Annotated in this window: 25 protein-coding genes and 1 pseudogene; 9 read left to right on the plus strand and 17 right to left on the minus strand. The window is 58.5% G+C overall.

The features are described from left to right. Nucleotides 1–110: 110 nt before the first annotated feature. The 3 genes from PMI18_RS27350 to PMI18_RS27340 are packed head-to-tail and all read right to left on the minus strand — an operon-like array spanning nucleotide 111 to nucleotide 1,151. The gene (locus PMI18_RS27350; protein ID WP_007895048.1) at nucleotides 111–449 is read right to left on the minus strand and encodes a hypothetical protein; all 339 of its coding nucleotides are present in this window, start codon (nucleotides 447–449) and stop codon (nucleotides 111–113) included. Then, complete coding sequence (locus PMI18_RS27345; protein ID WP_007895049.1) at nucleotides 446–835, minus strand: phage holin family protein; 390 nt, start codon at nucleotides 833–835, stop codon at nucleotides 446–448. The genes PMI18_RS27350 and PMI18_RS27345 overlap by 4 nt, the downstream gene beginning before the upstream one ends. 1 nt (nucleotide 836) lies before the next feature. Further along, on the minus strand, nucleotides 837–1,151 hold the full coding sequence (locus tag PMI18_RS27340; protein ID WP_007895050.1) for a DUF883 family protein: 315 nt from the start codon (nucleotides 1,149–1,151) through the stop codon (nucleotides 837–839). Between the two features lie 307 nt (nucleotides 1,152–1,458). On the opposite strand from PMI18_RS27340, the gene PMI18_RS27335 reads away from it, so the two are divergent. Next, nucleotides 1,459–2,667 carry an ammonium transporter gene (locus PMI18_RS27335; RefSeq protein WP_007895051.1) on the plus strand — a complete coding sequence of 403 codons (1,209 nt, stop codon included), beginning with the start codon at nucleotides 1,459–1,461 and terminating at the stop codon, nucleotides 2,665–2,667. A 1-nt stretch (nucleotide 2,668) separates the two neighbouring features. Here the strand turns inward: PMI18_RS27335 and PMI18_RS27330 are convergent, their stop codons facing one another. After that, nucleotides 2,669–4,381, minus strand: coding sequence for a cation:proton antiporter (locus tag PMI18_RS27330; RefSeq protein WP_007895052.1), 1,713 nt, complete (start codon nucleotides 4,379–4,381; stop codon nucleotides 2,669–2,671). 209 nt (nucleotides 4,382–4,590) lie between these two features. Between PMI18_RS27330 and PMI18_RS27325 the strand changes: the two genes are divergently transcribed. The 3 genes from PMI18_RS27325 (at nucleotide 4,591) to PMI18_RS27315 (ending at nucleotide 6,281) form a co-directional block, all read left to right on the plus strand. Continuing rightward, a complete protein-coding gene (locus tag PMI18_RS27325; RefSeq protein WP_032835369.1) occupies nucleotides 4,591–4,833 on the plus strand; it encodes a glutaredoxin family protein in 243 nt (80 codons plus the stop codon). Nucleotides 4,834–4,996: 163 nt separating this feature from the next. Next, complete coding sequence (locus tag PMI18_RS27320; RefSeq protein ID WP_007895054.1) at nucleotides 4,997–5,317, plus strand: hypothetical protein; 321 nt, start codon at nucleotides 4,997–4,999, stop codon at nucleotides 5,315–5,317. Between the two features lie 73 nt (nucleotides 5,318–5,390). Then, nucleotides 5,391–6,281, plus strand: a complete 891-nt coding sequence (locus PMI18_RS27315; RefSeq protein ID WP_007895055.1) for a pseudouridine synthase — start codon at nucleotides 5,391–5,393, stop codon at nucleotides 6,279–6,281. A gap of 88 nt (nucleotides 6,282–6,369) precedes the next feature. Here the strand turns inward: PMI18_RS27315 and PMI18_RS27310 are convergent, their stop codons facing one another. Both PMI18_RS27310 and mobA read right to left on the minus strand, forming a co-directional pair. Beyond that, nucleotides 6,370–6,591, minus strand: coding sequence for a YgdI/YgdR family lipoprotein (locus tag PMI18_RS27310; protein WP_007895056.1), 222 nt, complete (start codon nucleotides 6,589–6,591; stop codon nucleotides 6,370–6,372). Nucleotides 6,592–6,667: 76 nt separating this feature from the next. Further along, the gene (gene mobA, locus PMI18_RS27305) at nucleotides 6,668–7,270 is read right to left on the minus strand and encodes a molybdenum cofactor guanylyltransferase MobA (RefSeq protein WP_007895057.1); all 603 of its coding nucleotides are present in this window, start codon (nucleotides 7,268–7,270) and stop codon (nucleotides 6,668–6,670) included. A gap of 81 nt (nucleotides 7,271–7,351) precedes the next feature. On the opposite strand from mobA, the gene moaB reads away from it, so the two are divergent. Continuing rightward, entirely contained in the window at nucleotides 7,352–7,891 is a 540-nt protein-coding gene (gene moaB / locus PMI18_RS27300) for a molybdenum cofactor biosynthesis protein B (protein ID WP_007895059.1), read from the plus strand. Between the two features lie 22 nt (nucleotides 7,892–7,913). Then, nucleotides 7,914–9,101, plus strand: a complete 1,188-nt coding sequence (locus PMI18_RS27295; RefSeq protein WP_162131366.1) for a molybdopterin molybdotransferase MoeA — start codon at nucleotides 7,914–7,916, stop codon at nucleotides 9,099–9,101. 65 nt (nucleotides 9,102–9,166) lie between these two features. Here the strand turns inward: PMI18_RS27295 and PMI18_RS27290 are convergent, their stop codons facing one another. Continuing rightward, a complete protein-coding gene (locus PMI18_RS27290; protein WP_007895062.1) occupies nucleotides 9,167–9,475 on the minus strand; it encodes a hypothetical protein in 309 nt (102 codons plus the stop codon). A 324-nt stretch (nucleotides 9,476–9,799) separates the two neighbouring features. Here PMI18_RS27290 and yegS point away from each other — a divergent pair, with 324 nt between their 5' ends. Next, nucleotides 9,800–10,717, plus strand: coding sequence for a lipid kinase YegS (gene yegS, locus PMI18_RS27285; RefSeq protein WP_007895064.1), 918 nt, complete (start codon nucleotides 9,800–9,802; stop codon nucleotides 10,715–10,717). Here yegS and PMI18_RS27280 read toward each other — a convergent pair. The 3 genes from PMI18_RS27280 to PMI18_RS27270 form a co-directional block, all read right to left on the minus strand. Then, on the minus strand, nucleotides 10,701–11,360 hold the full coding sequence (locus PMI18_RS27280) for a response regulator (protein WP_007895065.1): 660 nt from the start codon (nucleotides 11,358–11,360) through the stop codon (nucleotides 10,701–10,703). The two genes, yegS and PMI18_RS27280, sit on opposite strands and share 17 nt — an antisense overlap. Beyond that, nucleotides 11,357–12,250: a sensor histidine kinase gene (locus tag PMI18_RS27275; RefSeq protein ID WP_007895066.1), complete on the minus strand. Its 894-nt coding sequence runs from the start codon at nucleotides 12,248–12,250 to the stop codon at nucleotides 11,357–11,359. Before PMI18_RS27275 ends, PMI18_RS27280 begins: the two co-directional genes overlap by 4 nt. Before the next feature lie 483 nt (nucleotides 12,251–12,733). Continuing rightward, nucleotides 12,734–13,204: a hypothetical protein gene (locus PMI18_RS27270; protein WP_007895067.1), complete on the minus strand. Its 471-nt coding sequence runs from the start codon at nucleotides 13,202–13,204 to the stop codon at nucleotides 12,734–12,736. 463 nt (nucleotides 13,205–13,667) lie between these two features. Here PMI18_RS27270 and PMI18_RS27265 point away from each other — a divergent pair, with 463 nt between their 5' ends. Together PMI18_RS27265 and PMI18_RS27260 are read left to right on the plus strand one after the other, a co-directional pair. Further along, nucleotides 13,668–14,603 (plus strand): chemotaxis protein CheV, encoded by a 936-nt coding sequence (locus PMI18_RS27265; protein ID WP_007895068.1) that lies wholly within the window; start codon nucleotides 13,668–13,670, stop codon nucleotides 14,601–14,603. 285 nt (nucleotides 14,604–14,888) lie between these two features. Then, nucleotides 14,889–15,692, plus strand: a complete 804-nt coding sequence (locus tag PMI18_RS27260) for an MOSC domain-containing protein (RefSeq protein ID WP_007895070.1) — start codon at nucleotides 14,889–14,891, stop codon at nucleotides 15,690–15,692. Between the two features lie 73 nt (nucleotides 15,693–15,765). On the opposite strand, the gene ppnP is transcribed toward PMI18_RS27260, so the two are convergent. The 7 genes and pseudogenes from ppnP to PMI18_RS31390 all read right to left on the minus strand — a co-directional run. Next, entirely contained in the window at nucleotides 15,766–16,050 is a 285-nt protein-coding gene (gene ppnP, locus PMI18_RS27255; RefSeq protein WP_007895072.1) for a pyrimidine/purine nucleoside phosphorylase, read from the minus strand. 74 nt (nucleotides 16,051–16,124) lie between these two features. Further along, nucleotides 16,125–16,673: an exonuclease domain-containing protein gene (locus PMI18_RS27250; protein ID WP_007895074.1), complete on the minus strand. Its 549-nt coding sequence runs from the start codon at nucleotides 16,671–16,673 to the stop codon at nucleotides 16,125–16,127. Nucleotides 16,674–16,744: 71 nt separating this feature from the next. Next, a complete protein-coding gene (locus PMI18_RS27245) occupies nucleotides 16,745–18,706 on the minus strand; it encodes an acetyl/propionyl/methylcrotonyl-CoA carboxylase subunit alpha (RefSeq protein WP_007895076.1) in 1,962 nt (653 codons plus the stop codon). Between the two features lie 110 nt (nucleotides 18,707–18,816). Beyond that, entirely contained in the window at nucleotides 18,817–19,614 is a 798-nt protein-coding gene (locus PMI18_RS27240; protein ID WP_007895078.1) for an enoyl-CoA hydratase/isomerase family protein, read from the minus strand. Further along, a complete protein-coding gene (gene atuD, locus PMI18_RS27235; RefSeq protein ID WP_007895080.1) occupies nucleotides 19,611–20,768 on the minus strand; it encodes a citronellyl-CoA dehydrogenase in 1,158 nt (385 codons plus the stop codon). The genes PMI18_RS27240 and atuD overlap by 4 nt, the downstream gene beginning before the upstream one ends. A 68-nt stretch (nucleotides 20,769–20,836) precedes the next feature. After that, the gene (atuC, locus tag PMI18_RS27230) at nucleotides 20,837–22,453 is read right to left on the minus strand and encodes a geranyl-CoA carboxylase subunit beta (RefSeq protein WP_007895081.1); all 1,617 of its coding nucleotides are present in this window, start codon (nucleotides 22,451–22,453) and stop codon (nucleotides 20,837–20,839) included. Between the two features lie 2 nt (nucleotides 22,454–22,455). Beyond that, a pseudogene (locus tag PMI18_RS31390) lies at nucleotides 22,456–22,595 on the minus strand (2,4-dienoyl-CoA reductase); the annotation flags it as partial.

Genomic DNA, 22,595 nt, shown 5'->3' on the forward strand with positions numbered 1-22,595 from the left:
TGAGGGGTTGTTCTGGGTAAACCTGGACATCAGGCAGGCACACAGGATCAACCTCTCGATAAAGAGGTTAATCCCGGTGGTATTGCAAGAATGCAGCCAAACAGTACTGATTAGTGTTTGCGCGAGTTCTGCATGATCAGTTTGATCAGTGGCCCCAGCGTGACGCCCAGGCGAGCCAGCCGAGTCAGGCTGCCGATACCGCCACCCTTGGCACCTTTGCCGGTCAGAAAGCCCAACCCGATCACGGCCGCGATGCCCCAGAGCGGGGCGTGTTTGATGCCGAGACCGTCTTGCAGGTTTTGTGTCATGCCACGCACCCGTTGCAGGGGATGCAGCAGCTGTTGGGATTCGTGGCGAATTTCCTGGCGATGCATTTCCATGCGCAGGCGAATCAGCGCCTTGCGCATTTCCGTGCGCGAGCTGTTGCGGGGAAGTTCAGACAGGCTCATGGCAACAGACGCTCCCGATCATTGGCCAACTCTTCCAGGGTGCCGTGGAAGGGCGAGGATTCATCGAAAATCGCTGCTCTCAAGCGCATCGCACAGAACAACGCGGCGAGGGTATAGAACACACAGAGCCCGATGATTGCTGCCAGGCGATAGGTGTCCCAAAACAGGATCAACACCAGCGTCGACAAGCCCACCAGCAATAACAAGGCAAAGACCAGCGTCAGGCCTGCAAACAACAACAGGCTTACCGTGCGTGCTTTTTGTTCCTGCAATTCAATGCCAAACAGTTCGACATGACTGTGCAGCAGTCCAAGAAACGCGGCACCGAGGCGCCGCGGGGATGAGCCGGTGCCCGTCGCGGACGGGCCGGATTCGCCGATCGCCATATTAGCGCCGAGTGGCCAGCAGGCCGATCAGGAAGCCCACGCCAGCCGCGATTCCGACCGATTGCCATGGGTTGGCCTGGACGTAATCTTCCGTGGCGGTGACAGCGGCTTTGCCGCGCTCGCGCACAGAGTCTTCGGTCAACTTCAGGGTTTCCCGCGCGCGCAGCAGACTGTCATGGATCTGCTGGCGCAACTCATCGGCTTGATCGCCAGCCAGGGATTTGGTGTGTTCCAGCAACCTTTCAGTGTCGGTGACCAGTGTCTGAAAATCTTCCATCAAAACTTCTTGAGCAGTCTTTGCTGTGGTGCGTGCCATTGGTGATCTCCGTGAGTGGCTACTGAAGCGTTCGAGTATGAGCCTTGCGTGAAGGTTCAGTACAAATGACTGGTACAACTTTTGCTATGTCGTGGTGCGTCAGCCTGCGCCGTTGCGCTGTTGCCGGGCATGATTTCAGGAAAACCTTAACTCAAATAATCAAAACTCGCGCAAAGGTTCCGTTCTTGTGCGCCAAAGCGGTTCATCCGGATCAGCGCTTCAGTCTGGATCGGCTGCAACTTGGTGCGTCAGCCTTCTGCGCGAACTGCTTTGGTGCTTTTTTTTCAGCCTTCAGGTCTGCCAATCCATGGAAAATCTGCAAAGTGCTGTGGACAGTCTGGTCCATAGCTCCAACACGTTGTTCATCCTTATCGGTGCGGTCATGGTCCTGGCCATGCACGCCGGTTTCGCCTTTCTCGAGGTGGGTACGGTTCGACAAAAAAACCAGGTCAACGCCTTGTCGAAGATCCTCAGCGACTTCGCCATTTCGACCCTAGCCTACTTCTTTATAGGCTATTGGATTTCCTACGGAGTCACTTTTATGCAGCCGGCGGCGGTGATCACCGCCGATCATGGCTATGGGCTGGTGAAGTTTTTCTTTCTGCTGACCTTTGCTGCGGCAATCCCGGCAATCATTTCCGGAGGCATCGCCGAGCGCGCCCGGTTCGTGCCGCAGTTGTGTGCGACGGCGCTGATCGTGGCGTTCATTTATCCCTTCTTCGAAGGCATGATCTGGAATGGCAACTTTGGTCTGCAGGCCTGGTTGCTGGAGCGCTTTGGCGCCAGCTTCCATGACTTCGCAGGCTCCGTGGTGGTTCATGCCATGGGCGGCTGGCTGGCACTCGCGGCGGTGTTGTTGCTCGGCCCAAGGCAAGGTCGTTATCGCGATGGGCGACTCGTGGCATTCGCACCGTCGAGCATTCCCTTTCTGGCGTTGGGTTCGTGGATTTTGATCGTCGGCTGGTTCGGCTTCAACGTGATGAGCGCCCAGACCTTGCAAGGGGTCAGCGGGCTGGTGGCGGTGAATTCGCTGATGGCCATGGTCGGCGGCACTGTGGCGGCGTTGATCGTCGGGCGCAATGACCCGGGCTTCCTGCATAACGGCCCATTGGCCGGGTTGGTGGCGATCTGCGCCGGATCGGATCTGATGCACCCGGTGGGCGCATTGGTAACCGGTGCCATCGCCGGGGCACTGTTTGTCTGGTGCTTTACCGCGGCTCAAGGCAAATGGCGTATCGATGATGTGCTGGGCGTCTGGCCTTTGCATGGGCTGTGTGGTGTCTGGGGCGGGATCGCTTGCGGCATCTTTGGTCAAACCGCCTTGGGTGGTTTGGGGGGCGTGAGCCTGATCAGCCAGTTGATCGGCACTTCTTTGGGGGTGATCGTGGCGCTGGCCGGCGGTTTTGCGGTGTATGGCGCGATCAATGCATTGTTTGGTCTGCGCCTGAGCCAGGAAGAGGAGTATTACGGCGCGGACTTGTCGGTGCACAAGATTGGTGCCGTGAGTCAGGATTGAATCACTGTTCCTCATCGTCTGCACCGGGGTAAAAGCCATGCAGCAGGCGATAGCGGTCACGCCGTACCTGGTCGACCCGGTCTCGCACCTGCTGGCCGGGTATGCCCAGCATGATCAGCGCGTGGGAGGCGAGCATCAGGCTGGACTCCAGCAACTCGGGTACGACTTCGCTGGCGCCAGCCGCCTTCAACTCGGCCAACTGACTGTCGTCCCGCGTGCGCACCAGGATCGACACACTCGGGTTGAACCGGCGTGCCTCCTTGAGTATCAACAGTGCTATGTCCGTCTTGTCCACGGCGACCACCAGCAGTCGGGCGCGTTCCAGCCCTATCGCGACCAGCAGCTCGCCGCGACGTGAGTCGCCGTAATGAACACAGCTTTCATTGACGGCTGCTTCCTGAACCCGCATCGGGTCGGTATCCAGCGCGATGTAAGGTTGATCTATATTACGCAGGACGCGTCCGATGGACTGGCCTACGCGGCCGTAGCCACAAATCACTACGTGATTGTGCAGGCCTGCGTTGAGCGCGCTGATTTTTTCGAGTTCGGCTTCTTCGTTGGGCTTGTGGTGCAGGCGAGTGGCGATGTAGGGAGCGGCGCGCAGCAGTAAAGGCGTCACCAGCATCGAGCAGAACGTGGCGGCCAGCAGCAGGCCACCGAAGTCGGCGGGCATCAGTTTGCTCTGCTGCATCTGCGCCATCAGGGCAAAGCAGAATTCGCCCCCTTGAGCCAATGCCAGGCCGCTGCGCCAGGCGGTTTCGACATCGCTGCCGCGCCATTTGACCAGCAGCGCGACCACGGTGCCTTTGATCAGTAGCAACCCCAGCGTCAGACCGAGAATCAGCAGGCCGTGGCTGGCAAACAACCGCAAGTCGATCAGCATGCCGATGCTGACGAAGAACACCCCGAGCAGAATGTCGCGGAACGGACGGATGTCCGCCTCGATCTGATGTCGGTAGTGACTTTCCCCCAGTAGCATGCCGGCGAGAAAGGCGCCCAGGGCTGGGGAGAGGCCGAGCAGGTGAGTCAGCCAGGCCGTCAGCAAAACGATCACCAGCGCCAACAGCACGAACAACTCTGCGGACCGGGACGCGGCGACTTCATGAAACAGCCGTGGCAAAAACCAGCGACTGACCAGCAGCAGACCGACGAACAGCACGATCGTCTTGCCCAGCGTCAATGGCAGAGCCCAATACCAGACCTGGTCGCTGTTACCGGCGAACACCGGCACCAGGGTCAGTAGCAGCACTGCGACCACGTCCTGGAACAACAGCACGGCGATGGCATTCTGGCCGTGGCGGCTGAAGAGCTCGCCGAGGCTGCTCAACTCCTTGCTGACAATGGCAGTGGATGACAGCGCCAAACCGGTGCCGAGTAACAGTGCAGGCGTGGTCGGCATGCCGAACAGCATCAGCAACCCCCCCAGTACAATCCCGGAACCCAGGACTTGCAGGCTGCCCAGGCCAAATACCACCTGGCGCAGTGCGAGCATTTTCGACAGGGAAAATTCAAGCCCGAGGGAGAACAGCAAGAACACCACGCCCAACTCGGCAAGGTCGGGCAGCTCTTCGCTTTCATTCACCCAGTTGAACGCTGTCGGGCCGATCATCAGCCCTACGCACAGGTAGCCCAGCACCGGCGGCAAGCGCAGGCGCTGGAACAGTGCAATCACCACCAGGGAGGAGGTGAAGATGATCAGCAGATTGGCGAACACAAAAAGCTCCGGTGAGGGTTCTGGCTACTCAAGCGTAGAGGCAAAAAAGACGCAAGCATCGCGTAAATGGCAGTTGAGGCGAATGATGTGCGTCAGGAGTTTGCCGAAATCTCTTGATATCAGCCATTGCTCAGACAGATGGGGCATCGGCTCGACTGCTTTTGATAGCGGGCCTAGAATGAGCGCTTACTTCGATGGGTCTTGTCGTCATGCCTCCTGAATGTCAGCTGTTCGGCACCGTTGGTTGCCATCTTTGTGAAGTCGCCGAAGCCATGCTGATGGAGTTTGTCGAGCGTGGTCTGTTGGTGGAGCTGGTGGATATCGCTGACGATGAAACCTGGTTCGAAGCTTACAGTCTGCGTATTCCGGTGTTGCGACGGGTCGATACCGGCGCTGAGTTGGGCTGGCCGTTCGGTGCCGATGAAGTGGTGGCGTTCCTGCGCGAACCCTGACGCTGCTGGCGATGCACCCCACCTGTCGCGATCCTCGTTTCATCCATTGGCCAAAGACAGGTTATTCGGTTACTGTATGTTCATACAGTTACTCCGATTGCCTGCCATGCTTTCCCCGGTTTCGGGTTTACGCAGGCGATCCCGGACGTCAGAGGGATGAACCTTGGTCAATGTCGAGCAATTGAAGAACAGCGTGAACCGGATGTCGGCGGACGTGGTGCGCGAGGCCGTCCTCGAATTACGTTTGGATGGCCTGGTCACGGAGGGGAAAACGCCCTTCAATAAATTGCATTTCAATACCTGTTTCGCCGAAATCGAAGCTTTGTTCCAGCGCGCGGGCTATCACCGGCAACTGGATGTCGTGGGCTATCAGGGTTTGTTGTATGCGCTTTATGATCCGGGGCGCTGGGAAGCGGTCGATGTGCTGCGCTGGCTCAAGGAGTTCACCGAAGCGGCCGCTCGAACACAGTCGATACCGGCCTGAGGATTCTCTTCTAGGTTCGTTCCGGCCACTGTTGGATAATGCCGCCCTGCATTGAGGGGTTAGAGCTTTTCGTATGTCCACTTCATCTTTTTCTGCTGCACATAACCAGGCCAGCACGCTCTATCTGCCGCCGGGGCCGTGGCAGACCGTGCTCGATTGCCTGTGTGAACACTTCAGCGCCATCGGTCGTGAACAATGGCTGGACAGAATTGCTCGCGGTCGTGTCCTCGATGGGCACGGCCTGCCGATTGACCTGGACCTGCCTTACAAGGAAGGTCTGCGGATTCATTATTTCCGTGAGGTGCCGGACGAAAAACCGATCCCGGTAGTGGAGTCGATCCTCTATGCCGACGAGCATCTGGTGGTGGCGGACAAGCCGCACTTTCTGCCTGTGACTCCGGCGGGTGAATACGTGGAGCAGACATTGCTGCGACGGCTGATCCGTCGACTGGATAACCCGCATCTGGTGCCATTGCATCGCATCGACCGACATACGGCGGGGTTGGTGCTGTTTTCAGCCAACCCTCAGAGTCGGTCGGCGTATCAATCATTGTTTCCTACACGCCAGATCGAAAAGCGCTATGAAGCAATCGCCCGGGCATTGCCTGAACACTCCTTCCCGCTGGTCCATAAAAGTCGACTTATCGATGGCGAGCCGTTTTTTCGCATGCAAGAAGGTCCGGGCATCAGCAATACCGAGACGGCTGTCGAGGTCAGGGAAAAAAACGGTGAACTCTGGCGTTATGCGCTGTACCCGGTGACGGGTAAGAAACATCAGTTGCGAGTGCACATGACAGCCCTGGGGGCCAGCATCTGCAATGATCCGTTCTATCCGCAGGTGCTCAAGGACGTAGAAGATGACTATGCCAACCCCTTGAAGCTGTTGGCTCAGGGGTTGCGATTTGTCGATCCGGTCACGGGGCAGGACAGAGAATTCGAAAGCACTATCACCTTGCAGTGGTGATCACAGGGCTAATGTCCTACTTTTCTTAAACCACGAAAAAGCCCGCTTTTAAAGCGGGCTTTTCTGTATCTGGTTGTCGCCGTAAAGATTACAGATCTTTAACGGTACGGACCTGATCTTTATTGACGCGGGTGTGCTTGCCATCCAGTTGTTCGAATTCGTAAAAGCCCGATTCTTCATCGTACTTAGGCGCGTCGACGGCCTGGATTTCTCGACCGTCATTCAAGGTGATCACTGTAGGCGATGCGCAACCGGCGAGGGTCGCAAGGCCCAGTGCGAGCATGAAAGTGGCGAGGGTCCGTTGGGTCATGGGTGTGTCTCCGAATGGGAATTCTTTTGGTTGCTGAGCTTGAGACGTATACAACGCGCGCAAGTTCCTTCGCGTGTCAGTCTGACACAGTGTGGTGTGCGCTTAACAGTTCCGGCGTATTGAGATTGGCCAGGCGAGGGTCGTTATCCGGGCATTGCAGGGCTGTGGCGCCCAGTTTGCGCATAAGGCGACCCGGGCTGCGCTCACCTTCGTTCCAGGCCGTCTCGAAAGCCGCTGAAAGGGCGACAGGAATCATGCACAGCAAGGGTTCCCAGTGTTCGCCGTGGCGCAGCATCAGCGGTTTGTCCGGATGCTGCCCGGCAGTTTCACGCATGTTCTGGAGCAGTGCGGCATCGATGCGTGGCACATCGCAAGGGAGTACAAGTAAGTAGGCATGACGGGCCGCCTTCAGGCCTGCGCGAATACCCGCCAACGGCCCCGGAAAGTCGCCTTCGTCGTCATGGACCAACTGATCCGCATAAGGCGCATATTTTTCCAGGTTTCTGTTGCAGGAGATAATCAGGTCATCGCTCAATGGGCGCGTCTTACGGTGCAGATGCGCGATCAGTGGCTCGCCGTGCCAATCCAGCAAACCCTTGTCCTGACCACCCATGCGTTGGCCGCGACCGCCGGCCAGGAGCAGTATGGAGCAGGGCGCCAGAGGTGTATTCGAGGTCATCGCACTTCTCCATGGGGGCGGCGAAAAAATGAGGCGCTGTGATATAACACCGGGCTGTTTCTCCTACAACTGGACGAGCCTATGAAAGCCAAGGCTGATGTACCTTTCGCACCGCTCAACATCGCGGTGCTGACTGTCAGCGATACCCGTACCCTGGAAACCGATACCTCAGGCCAGGTCTTCGTTGACCGTTTAAGCGCTGCCGGTCATAACCTGGCGGCCCGTGTACTGCTTAAAGATGACCTCTACAAAATTCGCGCGCAAGTCGCCAACTGGATCGCCGATGAGGTCGTGCAAGTGGTGCTGATCACCGGCGGTACCGGGTTCACCGGTCGCGACAGCACGCCCGAAGCCGTGAGTTGCCTGCTGGATAAACAGGTCGATGGTTTTGGTGAGTTGTTCCGGCAGATATCGGTAGCGGATATCGGCACCTCGACAGTGCAGTCCCGGGCCTTGGCCGGTCTGGCCAATGGCACGCTGGTGTGCTGCTTGCCGGGCTCGACCAACGCGGTGCGCACCGGTTGGGACGGCATTCTTGCCGAGCAACTGGATTCGCGCCACCGTCCGTGCAATTTCGTGGCCCACCTGAAACAGGCGGCACCCTGTGAATCGCGTGGGTAAGCCAGGCAAGACTGGCAGTCTGATGGCTGTCGAGGTGGCACTGGCGCGTTTACTGGAAATGGCCGACGCCACGAAGATTCGTGAGCACGAACGCTTGCCATTGGCGCAGGTTCAGGGGCGTGTACTGGCCACTGACCTGGTCTCGACACTTGATTTGCCGCCTTGGCCCAACAGTGCCATGGACGGTTACGCCTTGCATCTGGCCGACTGGACGGGAGAGCCGTTGGTGGTCAGTCAGAAGATTTTTGCAGGCCAGGCCCCGGAGCCCTTGAAGCCGGGTACCTGTGCGCGGATCTTCACAGGCGCGCCTGTGCCCGCAGGTGCCGACTGTGTCGAGATGCAGGAGAACGCCGAGGTTCAGGCAGATGAGCGGGTACGTTTCACCGAGACCATGACCCCGGGACAGAACATCCGTCCACAAGGTCAGGAAGCCACCGTCGGTGAGCTGATCTTGCCCGCCGGAACACGTCTGGGGCCTATCGAGCAGGGGCTGGCGGCATCGCTGGGATGCGCTGAGCTGGACGTGGTTCGCAAAATTCGTGTTGCGGTCTTGTCTACCGGTGATGAGTTGATTGAGCCAGGTCAGGCCCTTGGGCCGGGACAGATCTACAACAGCAATCGGGTATTGCTCTGTAGCTGGTTGCAGCGCTTGGGTTGTGAGGTGATCGATGCCGGTATTCTTCCCGATGATTTAGCGACCACTCGTGCCCGCCTTGGTGAGCTAAAGGATGTCGACTTGATTCTCTCGACCGGTGGCGTATCGGTGGGAGAGGCTGACTTTCTGGGTATTGCCTTGCGGGAAGAGGGCGAATTGACTCTGTGGAAGCTTGCCATCAAACCAGGCAAACCACTGACGTTCGGGCATTTTCGCGGCGTGCCTGTGATTGGTTTACCCGGCAATCCGGCATCGACCCTGGTGACGTTTGCTCTGTTGGCAAGGCCCTACCTCTTGCGCCGTCTAGGCGTACAAGAGGTCGAGCCCTTGAAGTTTCAGGTGCCGGCAGGGTTTGTCTGGCCAAAGGCTGGTAACCGACGTGAGTACTTGCGCGGACGTCTGGAGAATGGCCGGGCAATCATCTACAGGAATCAGAGCTCTGGCGTACTGCGCAGTGCTGCCTGGGCTGACGGTCTGGTTGAAGTGCTGGAAGACCGTACGCTGATCGAGGGTGATTGTGTGAGCTTCATCCCGCTGAGTGAAGTCTTGAGCTGATACAGGCGCTGGTTTTGTCACGCAAGCCCGGTTGATCGCATTGGGCTTGCGTGCATGACCATTCCTTAATGTGCCAGAAGTGTCACGACCTGGTCGAAGCGGCTGTTGGCGATCCAGGTCAGAAGTCCCAGGATCACGGCTGTTCCGCCAGCTGAATAGGCAAGTCTGTGTTTGATGGATTTGACGTCACCCCGGACTTCATCCATGTCTCTTCGGATATATTTGAGGTGTGTCTCCAGTTCAATGACGCGAGGTTCCATATCAACTTCTCCGGCGGGCTTTGCGCTGTTTTTGAGTTCAGCCTGATGATTGGCGCGATTTTCTGCGAACGGCGCCACCGGAGTTACCGGTAGTCTGAGGTCATGGCTTTGCATGGAGTAACTGGCTCCTTGCGTTAAAACCATTCAAGTGGCCGATGCCGTTGTTGCCTGCGCTTTTTGAGGCCCTTAAGGGGGTTCCATTCATTGTTTTCACGTCCCTGTGTAAATTAACGGGTGATGACTGATAACCGAGACACAACGGTGTACCAATTGCCCTGTTGGGTCAATTGAGCCGATTCCTCACGTTTTGTAAGAAAAAATACCGCTCTGTAGGACTCACCTTTCCTTTCCCAGGAAATAATTCAAATTCTTGCGACTTTTATGAGGCGCCGCGAGGTCAACATATCCCATGGAATTGCGGATATGGGAGTGGCAAAAATGAGCGAGTGCAAGGCACTGTTGATTCTGCATGGCAAGCAGGCACTCAATGAGGAGGTCCGTGCAGCCGTCGAAGGCAAACGCCAGCAGGGCTGGAAACTGGCTGTTCGGCTGACCTGGGAGGCCGGTGATGCGCAGCGATTGGTGGAAGAAGCGCTGACGGCAGGCTATACGCAACTGATTGCCGGCGGCGGCGACGGTACCTTGCGTGATATCGCCGAAGCCATGGCGGCGCATTCGACTCAGGCCAGTCTGGTACTTTTGCCCTTGGGCACCGCCAACGATTTTGCTCGCGCTGCCGGTGTGCCTCTGGAGCCCGCTCAGGCGTTGGATCTTCTGGAGGTCGCTCCGCGAACCATTGATCTGGGAGAAGTCGGCGGTCAGGTTTTCCTGAACATGGCCACCGGCGGCTTTGGCAGTCAGGTCACGGCCAATACCTCCGAGGATCTGAAAAAAATTCTTGGAGGCGCCGCTTATCTTTTCACGGGTTTATCGCGCTTCAGTGAGTTGCATGCGGCCTATGGCGAGTTGCAGGGGCCGGATTTTCACTGGAGCGGCGAATTGCTGGCATTGGGCATTGGCAATGGTCGACAGGCTGGCGGTGGTCATGTGTTGTGCCCGCAGGCGCTGGCTGACGATGGTCTGCTGGATATCAGCATTTTGCCCGCGCCACAGGAAGTGGTCGGTACCTTGAAAGATTTGCTGGCCGATGGCTTTGGCATCGACAACATGTTTGTGCGAGCTCGCTTGCCGTGGGTCGAGATCAAAGCCTCGGAGGGCCTTTATATCAACCTTGATGGTGAACCTCTGGAGGGCGATAGTCTGCGTTTCTCGGTGCGCCCGGCGGCATTACGGGTGCATTTGCCCGAGGGCTCGCCGCTGCTGAGCGTCTCGTATCCAGCTAATCGTCCAGACTGATAATTTGCTCGCGCACGGCGAACAGCACCAGGCCGGCCACATCGTAGATCTGCAAGCGTTTCATGATCTGCGAGCGGTGGGTTTCGACAGTCTTGATGCTCAGACCCAGGCCATTGGCGATTTCCCGGGTGGATTTGCCGCGAACAATCAGTCGCAGGATTTCCAGCTGACGTGCCGTCAGATTGTGCGAGTCCTGGGTTTGCGTCTGATTTTTCTGGGTTCGGGTCAGCGCCTGGTTGATAACGGTATGGGCAATGGCCGGGCTCAGGTAGCGTTCGTTATTGCGCAAGGCATCCAGGGCATGTTCGAGTTCGGTGGCTGTGGTGTCCTTGAGCAGATAGCCATGAGCCCCTGACTCCAGTGCCTGCATGATGAGTGCCGGGTCGGTGTGCATCGACAGAATGAGCACTTTGCACTGCGGGCGTACTCGTTTGAGTCGTTGCAAGGCTTCAAGGCCACCGGTTTCCTTCATGGAAATATCCAGCAGAATGATGTCCGGGGATAGCTGCTCGACCATCTCGACCAACTGCGAGCCATCATTGGCCTCCCCGATTACCGCATAGCCGGGAATATCCAGCACCAGGGCGCGCACGCCAGCCCTGATCAGCGAGTGGTCGTCCACCAGAAGTAAGTTACAAGTCAATGCATAACCTTATTCGTACTGGCCCGTTCTAGCGCACGGGGCGCCCAGGGGAAGAGTGCTTCTATTTGAGTGCCTTTGCCTGGTTCGCTGGTCACGGTCAGCGTGCCACCTAACTGATCGATCCGTTCCGACATTCCGGCCATTCCCCGTTGCCCCTCGCGAGCGGGATCTGCCGCAGGTGCGAAACCCAGGCCATCGTCGCTGATCAACAGCGTCAGGCCTTGGGGCAGGCGTTGCAGGCGGACCAACAGATTACTGGCCTCGGCGTGACGCAGTATATTGGTAATTGCTTCTTGAGTGATTCGAAAAGCTGCCACCGCCATTTCTTCCGGTATACCCGTCAAGCGCTGATGGCATTCCAGGCTCCAGTTCACGGAGGTATTGGCCATCGTCCTGACTAAATGCGCACGCAGACTGGCTTCCAGCCCGAGACTGGCCAGTTGCCGCGGATTGAGGATGGCCGAGACGTCACGAACCTTGGTCAGGGTTTCGTCTAGCGTATCGCTGAGTATCGAACACTGACCCTGTAGTTCTTCGGGCAATCGACGTTTGAGCCATTCACTTTGAAGTTTTGCGGCGGTCAGTAATTGACCGATGTCATCATGCAGCTCCCGACTGAGCCGGTGGCGTTCGTTTTCCTGCACTTGCAGCAGACGGTCAGCCAGTTCTTGAGGTTGAAACTTTATCGACTTGCGCGAGAGGCAATGCCCCACCCAGACACAGGTCAGCGCCGCACCATTGAGCACCAGCAGACTCACCGGCAGAGGTATGGACAAGCTATAGACCAGCAGGCTGCCAAGCGCCGAGCAGATGCACAGTAAAAGCGTAAACCGGCGCGCGTTTTTTCGGGAAGGTGGCCACAGGGTATTTGACTTGAGGCTGGCGTACATAGCGGATGGAGCCAATGGATGTTCGCTGCGGGCAGACCGGCCGTAAGGACTGACGGGTCTGTGTGTGGAAATCGTTGTGCGAAGTCAGCTTCAATGACTGCGGTGCAGTGCTCGAAATACAGACTTCAATGTGCTCGTCTGGAGTCACTCTGTCATTAATGGACGTCAATTAATGGTCGGCATAATAACACTTAAGATACCGTCGGTCGCGTTCGGTATATAACGCTATACAGTCAGGAAATATAGTTTTTGGACGATGGTTCCATAATGGAAAAACTGTCGAGTTTTTATCGTAGGAAGATATCGATTGCCAGGCATTTTGGTTTTATTGGACTGGCATTATCTGAAGTCGAGACAGGGATAACTATTTGTTTCGCGCTGTCGTCGAATGGTCAGAAATATTCAATTGCGACATGAGCGCACCAAGTTATATGGCAGCAACATGACCATAAAAACTGCAACACAGCCAGAGGCAAGGTGATCTCAGGCTTGTCGTTCCGCGAACGAAACGAGCCTGAACGGTCTGGAGTGGCTGGGCGGTTGAAACTGACTATGTCCCACTTGAAACGCAAACGCTTCAATCAGTGAGGTCTGTTCACTGTCATCCAGACCGAGCTGGCCGGTAGTCTGATCGATGAGTTCGAGTTGCCAGGCCATTAAGGTGAAGCAGTCCTTGAGCGCGTCCAGGGCTTGATCGTGCAGATCCATGTGGTTCTGCGCGTGGCTCAGCAATCCATGAATATGCAGCGAGAACTCCGAGACCGCCGCCAGGGCCAAGGCATCAGCCTTGCTGGACAGCTTGAGAAGGGTGCTGAGCATGCAATCGATGGCGTCCTTGTCATTGCTGATCAGTTGCAAATGACTCAGGCATTCCTCGGATTTGGCCAAGAGTGTTTCGGCCTCGACGAGAAATTCTGGAAATCGTTGAGCCCACTCTTTGGTGTCGTTCGGCATGCTTATCTCCACAACGTCATGTCAGATGAGGGAATGTCGTGTGTGCCAACGGGAACCATACGCGTCCCGGCGCTGCCAAGCCTTCGTGAGATCGCGCTCCGGCAGGTTTGAGCGCCGGCTGGGGAACTCGAGAGGGTGGATGGCCACTGACCTGCGATCGCACACAAAAGCCTGACTCCGTTCATGCAATGAGAATGGCGTCACATTAATGGCTATTGGATATTGCGAATATCAGGTTGGGCCTGATTGTTACTAGGGGAATCCCTTACGCAGGGGAACCTAACGTGCAAACCGAGGTCGCGCCGCAGGGAATGAAGCAGATGAAAATCACGGAGCCAGTAAAGCATGATGTTAATGTGACATCAATGCTTGATCGTGGCATTTTGTCTGGGGGTCAAGGTCCGGCAAGAACAGCCGATAACTCCCTTTAGTGAATTCATCAGAACAAGCCCAGGAGTCATTAATGGCCGGCATTCTCGACACGGTAGACCAACGCACGCAACTAGTGGGTGAGAATCGCCTGGAAATTCTCATGTTTCGGCTGGCCGGACGGCAATTGTTTGCGATCAACGTCTTCAAGGTCCAGGAAGTGCTGCAGCTGCCGAAGCTGACCCTGATGCCGCAACGTCATCCCTTTGTCTGCGGCGTGGTCAACCTGCGTGGCCAGACGCTGCCGGTGATCGACCTGTCCCAAGCCATCGGCATGCGTCCGCTGGTGCCAAGCCCCACCAGTACCATCATCGTCACCGAATACAACCGTTCGGTGCAGGCGTTCCTGGTGGGTGGCGTGGACCGCATCGTCAACATGAACTGGGAAGCCATTTTGCCGCCGCCAACCAGCGCCGGTCGCCAGCATTACCTGACTGCCATTAGCAAGGTCGATGATCAGTTGGTGGAAATCATCGACGTCGAAAAAGTCCTGGCCGAAATCGTTCCGTACAACGCCAAGGTATCGCGCGAAAAACTCGACGATCCGGTTCTGGAACTTGCCCGTGGTCGTGAAGTGCTGTTGGTGGATGACTCGAACGTGGCCCTGTCGCAATTGCGCGACACCTTGGGTCAGTTGGGCGTGAAGATGCACATCGCCAGCGATGGATTGAAGGCGCTGAACATGCTCAAGGCCTGGGCCGATACGGGCGAAGTCATGACTGACAAGCTGCTGATGATCTTCACCGATGCGGAAATGCCGGAAATGGACGGCTATCGCCTTACCACCGAAATACGTAATGACCCCCGTTTGCGCGGCCTTTATGTGGTCTTGCACACCTCGCTGTCGGGCAGCTTCAACGACTCGATGGTCAAGAAGGTCGGCTGCGACAACTTCCTCTCCAAGTTCCAGCCCGACAAACTCGTCGACGTGGTGCGCCAGCGCCTGATGCTCGACGCAGTACCTGCCTGACAACAATCTGGAAAAGTGCAGTGGCAAGGGTTTGGGGCTGCTGCGCAGCCCAGCGGGGGCAAGCCCCGATGCTGGTAAGTCAAGAATTTTGCGCGACGAAAACCCTGTGGGAGCGAGGCTTGCCCGCGAAAAATGCACCGCGGTTTTTCAGGTATTACGCGTCATCGTTCTTCGCGGGCAAGCCTCGCTCCTACAGATTCTGCGCAAGCCCCCCTCGTCACGGGGGCTTTGATTCGGCAATCAAGCTCGTATAGGGTGACGTTTTTACCTACCAGGGAGCTGGCCATGCGTCTGAGCGCGCTTTATCGTTATCCGTTGAAATCCGGCAAGGGCGAGACCCTGAATCAGGTCAGCCTGGACAAGCTGGGACTGGACGGTGATCGACGCTGGATGCTGGTGGACGAGGCCAGTGGGCGTTTTCTGACCCAGCGCGCGGTCGCGAAAATGAGTCAGCTGTCGGCGTTGTGGAATGCCGGCGGCGGCTTGACCCTCAGTGCCCCGGGCCATTCACCGATCGATATTGCGTTGCCTGACGCTGAGGTCGATCTGCGTGGGGTGACCATCTGGCGCGACACTTTGCGCGTTCCCGATGCCGGCGATGCGGCGGGCGCCTGGGTCAGTGAGTTCATCGGCAAACCGACGCGTCTGGTGCAAGTGCCGCTTGATCGCGCGCGGACCACCCAGGCCGGTTATGGCAAGGACGATGATCAGGTGGCTTTTGCCGATGGTTTTCCGTTGTTGCTGATTGGTCAGGCGTCGCTGGAAGACTTGTCGAGCAAGGTCGGGCGGCCGCTGGAGATGTTGCGTTTCCGGCCCAATCTGGTGATCGAGGGCAGCGAGGCCTATGCCGAGGATGGCTGGAAGCGCATCCGCATTGGCGATGTCGAGTTCCGCGTGGTCAAGTCCTGCTCACGCTGCATTCTGACCACCATCGACCCGCAGACCGGCGAACGCAGCGAAGATCGTGAACCGCTGGCCACGTTGCAGAAATACCGCACCGAGGCCGACGGCGCGATGTTCGGTCAGAACCTGGTCAATGACGGCAATGGTCGGCTTGAAGTCGGCATGCCCGTGACGATCCTCGAATAAAAGCCCTTCAAAATAAAAAATGCCCGCGTCCAAGGACACGGGCATTTTTTTTGTCGCTGTGAAACCCCGGGGGTTAGCCGCGGTATTCGCACAGGTAAGCGGTGTCGACAGCCACTTTCAGCTGGAACTTGCTGTTGGCGGGCACGTTGAACTGGCTGCCGGCGGCGAAGGTTTCCCAAGTATCGCTGTCAGGCAGTTTGACGGTCAGGGCGCCGGACACCACGTGCATGATTTCACGCTGGCTGGTGCCGAATTCGTATTCGCCCGGTGCCATGACGCCGATGGTCGCTGGACCTTCAGCGGTGCCAAAGGCGATCGACTTGACGGTGCCGTCGAAGTACTCGTTGACTTTAAACATGGGCGGTTCCTCGAAAAGGGCTAAAAAGGGCCGGCCAGTATGCACAAGGTGTCGATAGGCGTCACCTCCTGCACTCAAGGATTAGCGGGGAAAACCAGCGGTAACAAACGCGCAGTATTGCGCGCGTCTTCCAGCGCCCGATGTTGCTGACCGTTGAACTGCAGGCCCGCCAGCTGCAAGGCACCATTAAGCCCCAGCGGGCGCTCCAGCCGACGCGCCTTGGCGAAGCGTTGCTTGAGGTTCATATGCGGCACCCGGCTCAGGGCGCTGTCGAGTTGCAGGCGCTGCCAGTCCTGAAGCAGCTGTTTGCGGTCGTAATCGCCCCAACTGGCCCAGCCTTCCAGGCTCGCGTGATGTTGGCCGAGCCAGCGTTCGAACAACGGCCAGACGTCGGTGAGCGGTTGTGAGGCATCGATATTGGCCTGGGTGATGTGGGTCAGTTCCCGGCAAAACGGCGTCAGCAAGGGCCGGCGCAACGGGCGCACGAAGCACTGGAAGTGATCCAGTTCCTGGCCCTTGCGGTCCACGAGGGTGGCACCGATTTCGATGATTTCCATTTCCGTTACTGGCCAGCCACCCTCATCGGTGGTGGCTTCCAGATCAATGACCAACCAGTGAGGCATCGCAGGGTTCCTGGTATCCGCGTCCTGATAGGGCTTGAGCGTAGCCAAACCCGGCGGATCCGCCTAGCGGCTTATTCGACCTCTAACAAAATCTGACGATTTTTGACCTGATCACCTACCTTGATCTGCAACCGTTTGAGGACTCCGTCGATACCCGATTTGAGTGGATGCTCCATTTTCATTGCTTCAAGCACCACCAGTAGCTGACCTTTGCTGACCGGGCTGCCCTCACTGACCAGTACATCGACGATCGCCCCGTCCATCGGCGCCTTGAGCGTACCGGAACTGACACTGGCCTGGCTGCTGACCAGTGCCTGGGTTCGATCGACCAGCCGCAGGCTGCCGGGGCGCGTGAACAACCACAGTTGCCCGGCCTCGAGGCGGTAGGCATGGCGTTGGCGGATGCCGTCGATTTCCAGCGTGGCCCAACGTCCGTCGCACTGGATGACCTTCAGTTCGAGGGCACGAGCACCGATCTGAGCGCGGTAGGGTTTGCCAGGTTCAGCGTTCAATTCCACCGGCCAATCCTGATCCTCCAGGCCGATTCGGTAGTGCAAGGGCACGCTGGCGTTGTTGCGCCAACCGGCCAGCGGGGCGCGGTGAGCCTGCGCTGAAGCCTGATAAAACAGCGCCGCGGCGATGGCCAGTTCTTCGCTGCTCGGCGGGTAGGGATGAAGGCAAGGATGATCGGCGAAGTACGTGGGGATGAACCCGGTGCTGAACTCGCCACTGATGAACTGCGGATGTTCCAGCAGACAGGCGAGCAAGCGCTGATTGCTTTGCACGCCCAGCAGCACGCTGTCCTGCACCGCCCGTAACAACTTGCGCCGGGCTTCTTCGCGGGTGGCACCGTGGGCGATGAGCTTGCCCAGCATCGGGTCATAAAACGGACTGACAGACTGGCCTTCGATCAGGCCATGGTCGATTCGCACGCTGCCCTGCAACACAGGTTCCCAGGCTGCGATTCGCCCGGTTTGCGGCAGAAACCCCTGGGCTGGATCCTCGGCGTACAAGCGCACTTCCATGGCATGGCCGTTGAGCTGCACCTGCTCCTGTCGCAACGGCAGTGGCAATCCTTCGGCGACATGTAACTGCCAGGCCACCAGATCGAGGCCGGTGATCAGCTCTGTCACCGGATGTTCCACTTGCAGCCGGGTGTTCATCTCCAGAAAGTAAAACTGCCCGCGAGTATCCAGCAGGAATTCCACAGTACCAGCGCCGACATAATTCACCGCGCGCCCCGCCTTGAGCGCTGCTTCGCCCATGGCCTGGCGCAAGTCGGCAGTCATCACCGGGCAGGGCGCTTCTTCGATGACTTTCTGATGCCGGCGCTGGATCGAACAATCGCGCTCACCAAGGTAGATCAGGTTGCCGTGCTGATCGCCGAACACCTGAACCTCGACGTGACGGGGGGCGATCAAGGCTTGCTCGAGGATCAGTTCGTCGCTGCCAAACCCATGCTGCGCTTCGGAGCGTGCGGTACGGAGTTGCTCCAGCAAATCTCCAGCGCTGTGCACCAGGCGCATGCCACGACCGCCGCCACCGGCACTGGCCTTGATCATCAGCGGGTAGCCGATGCGTTCGGCTTCGCGACTCAGAGTCGCGTCGTCCTGTTCGCTGCCCTGATAGCCTTTGATGCAGGGCACGCCCGCTTTGATCATGGCGAGTTTCGACAGACGTTTGCTGCCCATCAGTTCAATGGCCTCGGGGCTCGGGCCGATGAAGATGATGCCGGCCTGTTGGCAGGCGCGGGCGAATTCTGCGTTTTCCGAGAGGAAGCCGTAACCGGGGTGGATCGCATCGGCACCGGTGCGCCGGGCGGCGTCGATGATTGCCGGGATGTTCAGATAAGACTGCTGCACCGGGGCCGGGCCGATGTTCACGGCTTCGTCGGCGATCTGCATATGCAAGGCATCGGCGTCGGCATCACTGAACACGGCGACGGTGCGGTAGCCCAGCGCTTGCGCGGTGCGCTGGATGCGGCAGGCGATTTCACCGCGGTTGGCGATCAGGATTTTGCTGAAGGCGGGCATGGGTTGTTCCCTTGGTTTTTGCGGTGAATGTGATGGCCCCTTCGCGGGCAAGCCTCGCTCCTACGGACTGCGTGATACCCCTGTAGGAGCGAGGCTTGCCCGCGAAGCTTTTAAATGGCCCAACCCGGTTTTCGCTTCTGCACAAAAGCCATGGTCCCCTCGACTCCTTCATCCCCGGTCACTGCTTCACTGAACCACTCGGCCGCCTGATCCAGCAGGCCATCCGAAAGTTGCACCGCACTCGCCAGCAAGAGTTTTTTGGTCGCCGCATTCGCCCCCGGAGCACAACACAACACATGGGCCAGCACCTCATCGAGGCGCTCGGCCAAGGCTTGCGGGTCATGCTCGACGAAATGCACCAGTCCCATCCGCCGAGCCTGGGTGCCATCGAACCGTGCGGCGGTCAGGGCCAGTCGGCGGGCCTGGGTCAGGCCGATGCGCTGCACCACGAACGGTGCGATCTGCGCCGGCAACAGGCCGAGGCTGGTTTCCGGCAGGCCGAATTGCGCCTGATGATCGGCCATGGCTATGTCACTGACGCAGGCCAGACCGAAGCCGCCGCCAAGTACCGCGCCTTGCAGCACCGTGATGACCACTTGCGGCGCATGCTGAGCTTCTTCCAGCAAGGTGCCGAACGCACGGTTCAATTCGCGGTAGGCGGTCGCGCCTTGCGCGCGGGCATTGGCCATGTCCTTGATGTCGGCACCGGCACAAAAATGCCCGCCGGCACCGCCGATCACCAACGCGCGAACCTGCCGGTCATCCCGAACCGCCGCCAGCACCGCGCGCAGCTCGGCGACCATTTGCAGGCTCATGGCGTTGCGACTGTCGGGGCGATTGAGGGTGATGTGCAGGACGCCGTTATGCCGTTCGAGCAACAGGGTCTGACAAATGGGGAGGGTGCTCATTTCTTTTTTCCCGGCAGGATGCCCATGAGTTTGCAGATGATCCCCAGCATGATTTCGTCGGCACCGCCGCCGATCGACACCAGCCTCACGTCGCGGTAAGCACGGGCCACCGGGTTGTCCCACATGAAGCCCATGCCACCCCAATATTGCAGGCAACTGTCGCTGACTTCCCGACCGAGGCGCCCGGCCTTGAGTTTGGCCATGGACGCCAGACGGGTGACGTCCTGGCCTTTGATGTATTGCTCGGTGGCCTGATAGACCAGCGCCCGCAGGCATTCGATTTCGGTTTGCAGCTCGGCCAGGCGGAAATGAATGACCTGATTGTCGATCAGCGCATTGCCGAAGGTTTTGCGCTCCTTGCAGTACTCGATGGTGCTGTCAACGCAGTACTCCAGGCCTTTGATCATGTTCGCCGCGCCGAACAATCGTTCTTCCTGGAACTGCAGCATCTGCATCATGAACCCCGCGCCTTCATGGCCGATGCGGTTGCGTTGCGGCACGCGCACGTTGTCGAAAAACACCTGGGCGGTTTCCGAGCTGCGCATGCCGAGCTTGTCCAGGTGCGAGCTGAGACTGATGCCGGGGCTGTTCATCGGCACCATGATCAGCGACTTGTTGATATGCGGCTTGTCATCCGAGGTGTTGGCCAGCAGGCAGATGAAGTCGGCGCTCGGCGAGTTGGTGATCCACATCTTGCTGCCGTTGATCACGTAGTCGTCGCCGTCCTTGCGGGCGCTGGTTTTCAAACCTGCTACATCGGAGCCGGCACCAACTTCGGAGACGCCGATACAGCCGACCTGTTCACCGGTGATCGCCGGCCGCAGGAACTCTTCGCGCAGTTCATCGGAGCCGAAACGCGCCAGGGCCGGGGTGCACATGTCGGTCTGCACGCCGATAGACATCGGAATGCCGCCGCAATGAATGGTGCCGAACTCTTCGGCGGCCACAATCGAATAGCTGTAGTCGAGCCCCATGCCGCCGAATTTTTCCGGCTTTGAAATCCCCAGCAGACCGAGGTCGCCGGCCTTGCGGAAGATCTCATGGATCGGAAAGCGCCCGGCCTTTTCCCATTCCTCGACATGAGGATTGATCTCGTGATCGACGAATTGGCGGACGGTGCGGCGCAGTGCTTCGTGTTCCTGGGTGAAGATCATTTTTTATTGTTCTCCTGTGATCGTTCCCACGCTTTGCATGGGAATGCAGCCTTAGACGCTCCGCGTCATCAAAAACGGGCTACGCCGAAACTGTTGGATTGCAGCGAACGAACCTCGGCCTCATGGCAGATGTCCAGCAAATACCCGAGCAACGTGCGGGTGTCCCGCGGATCGATCAGCCCGTCGTCCCACAGATTGGCGCTGCCATACAGTGCGGTGGACTGGCTGTCGAGTTTCTGCGCGGTGACCTGTTCCAGCATGTCGAGCATTTTCGGATCGGGCACCAATCCGTCCTTGAGCTGTTTGGCTTCGGTGACGATCCGCAACACTTTGCCGGCCTGGGCGCCGCCCATCACCGCGGTGCGGCTGTTGGGCCAGGCGAAGATGAAGCGCGGGTCGAGGCCACGGCCGCACATCGCGTAGTTGCCAGCGCCGTAGGAGCCGCCGACGACGATCGTCAGTTTGGGCACTCGGGCATTGGCCACCGCTTGAATCATTTTCGCGCCGTGCTTGATCACCCCTTGTTGTTCCGACTCGGTGCCGACCATGAAACCGGTGGTGTTGTGGAAAAACAGCAGGGGCGTCTGGCTCTGGTCGCAGAGCTGAATGAACTGCGCGGCCTTGCTCGCACCTTTGGGCGTAATCGGGCCGTTGTTGCCGATGAACCCGCAGGCTCGACCCTGAATCTGCAAATGCCCGCAGATTGTTTGCGCGTCGAACTCGCCCTTGAATTCGAGGAAGTTCGAAGCGTCGGCAATCCGGGCGATGATTTCGCGCACGTCGTAGGGTTTTTTCGGGTCATCCGGGATCAGGCCCAGCAGTTCGTCGATGGGGTAGAGCGGTTCTTCCCACTGACGTTCGGGTAACCATGGCAGCTGATCGTTCCACGGCAACAGGCTCATGATCTCGCGCACCTGGCGCACGCCATCGGCATCGTTTTCGGCCAGGTATTCGGCGGTGCCGGCGGTTTGCGCGTGCATCTGGGCGCCGCCCAGTTCTTCATCGGTGGCGACTTCTCCGGTGGCGGCCTTGAGCAGCGGCGGCCCGGCAAGAAACAGCTTGGCCTTGCCGCGCACCACCACCACGTAATCCGACAACCCCGGCTGATAAGCACCGCCCGCCGTGGCCGAGCCATGGACCACGGTGATTTGCGGCAAGCCCATGGCCGACATCCGCGCCTGATTGGCAAAGCTGCGCGCGCCTTCGACGAAAATCTCCGCCGCGTAATTGAGGTTGGCGCCCCCGCTCTCCGCGAGGGTGATCACCGGCAGTTTGTTTTCCATGGCGATCTGCTGCAGGCGCAGGGATTTTTTCAAACCGCTGGGGGAAATGGTTCCACCCTTGATCGCGCTGTTGTTCGCCACCACCAATACCCGTGCGCCGGACACGTAACCGATGCCGGCGATCAAACCGCCGCCGGCCGAGCTGCCGTCCTTGTCGTCGTGCAGCTTGTAGCCGGCCAGGCTCGCCAGTTCGAGGAACGGCGCACCGGGGTCAAGCAGCAGGTTAAGCCGCTCTCGGGGCAGCAGTTGCCCGCGCTTGTCGAACCTGGGCTTGGCTTCGGCGGCCTTGTTCAGCAGGTTCTGTTCGAGCTGACGGACCTGCTCGATGCCGGCCAGCATGGCCGCGCGGTTACGGGCAAACGGTTCGCTGAACGGATCTACCTGAGACTGGATGACCGGCATGGTTATTCCTTGTCCTTGAGCTCGTCTGGTTTGGACGCGTCGGGTTTGAGTACTTCGGGTAAATAAGCGCGGTGAAAGCCGTTGTACGAATGACTGTTCTGCCCCTTGTGCATCGGCCACGCCCGCCCGCCGAGGCTGGGGG

The sequence above is a fragment of the Pseudomonas sp. GM102 genome (assembly GCF_000282555.1).
Taxonomy (GTDB): domain Bacteria; phylum Pseudomonadota; class Gammaproteobacteria; order Pseudomonadales; family Pseudomonadaceae; genus Aquipseudomonas.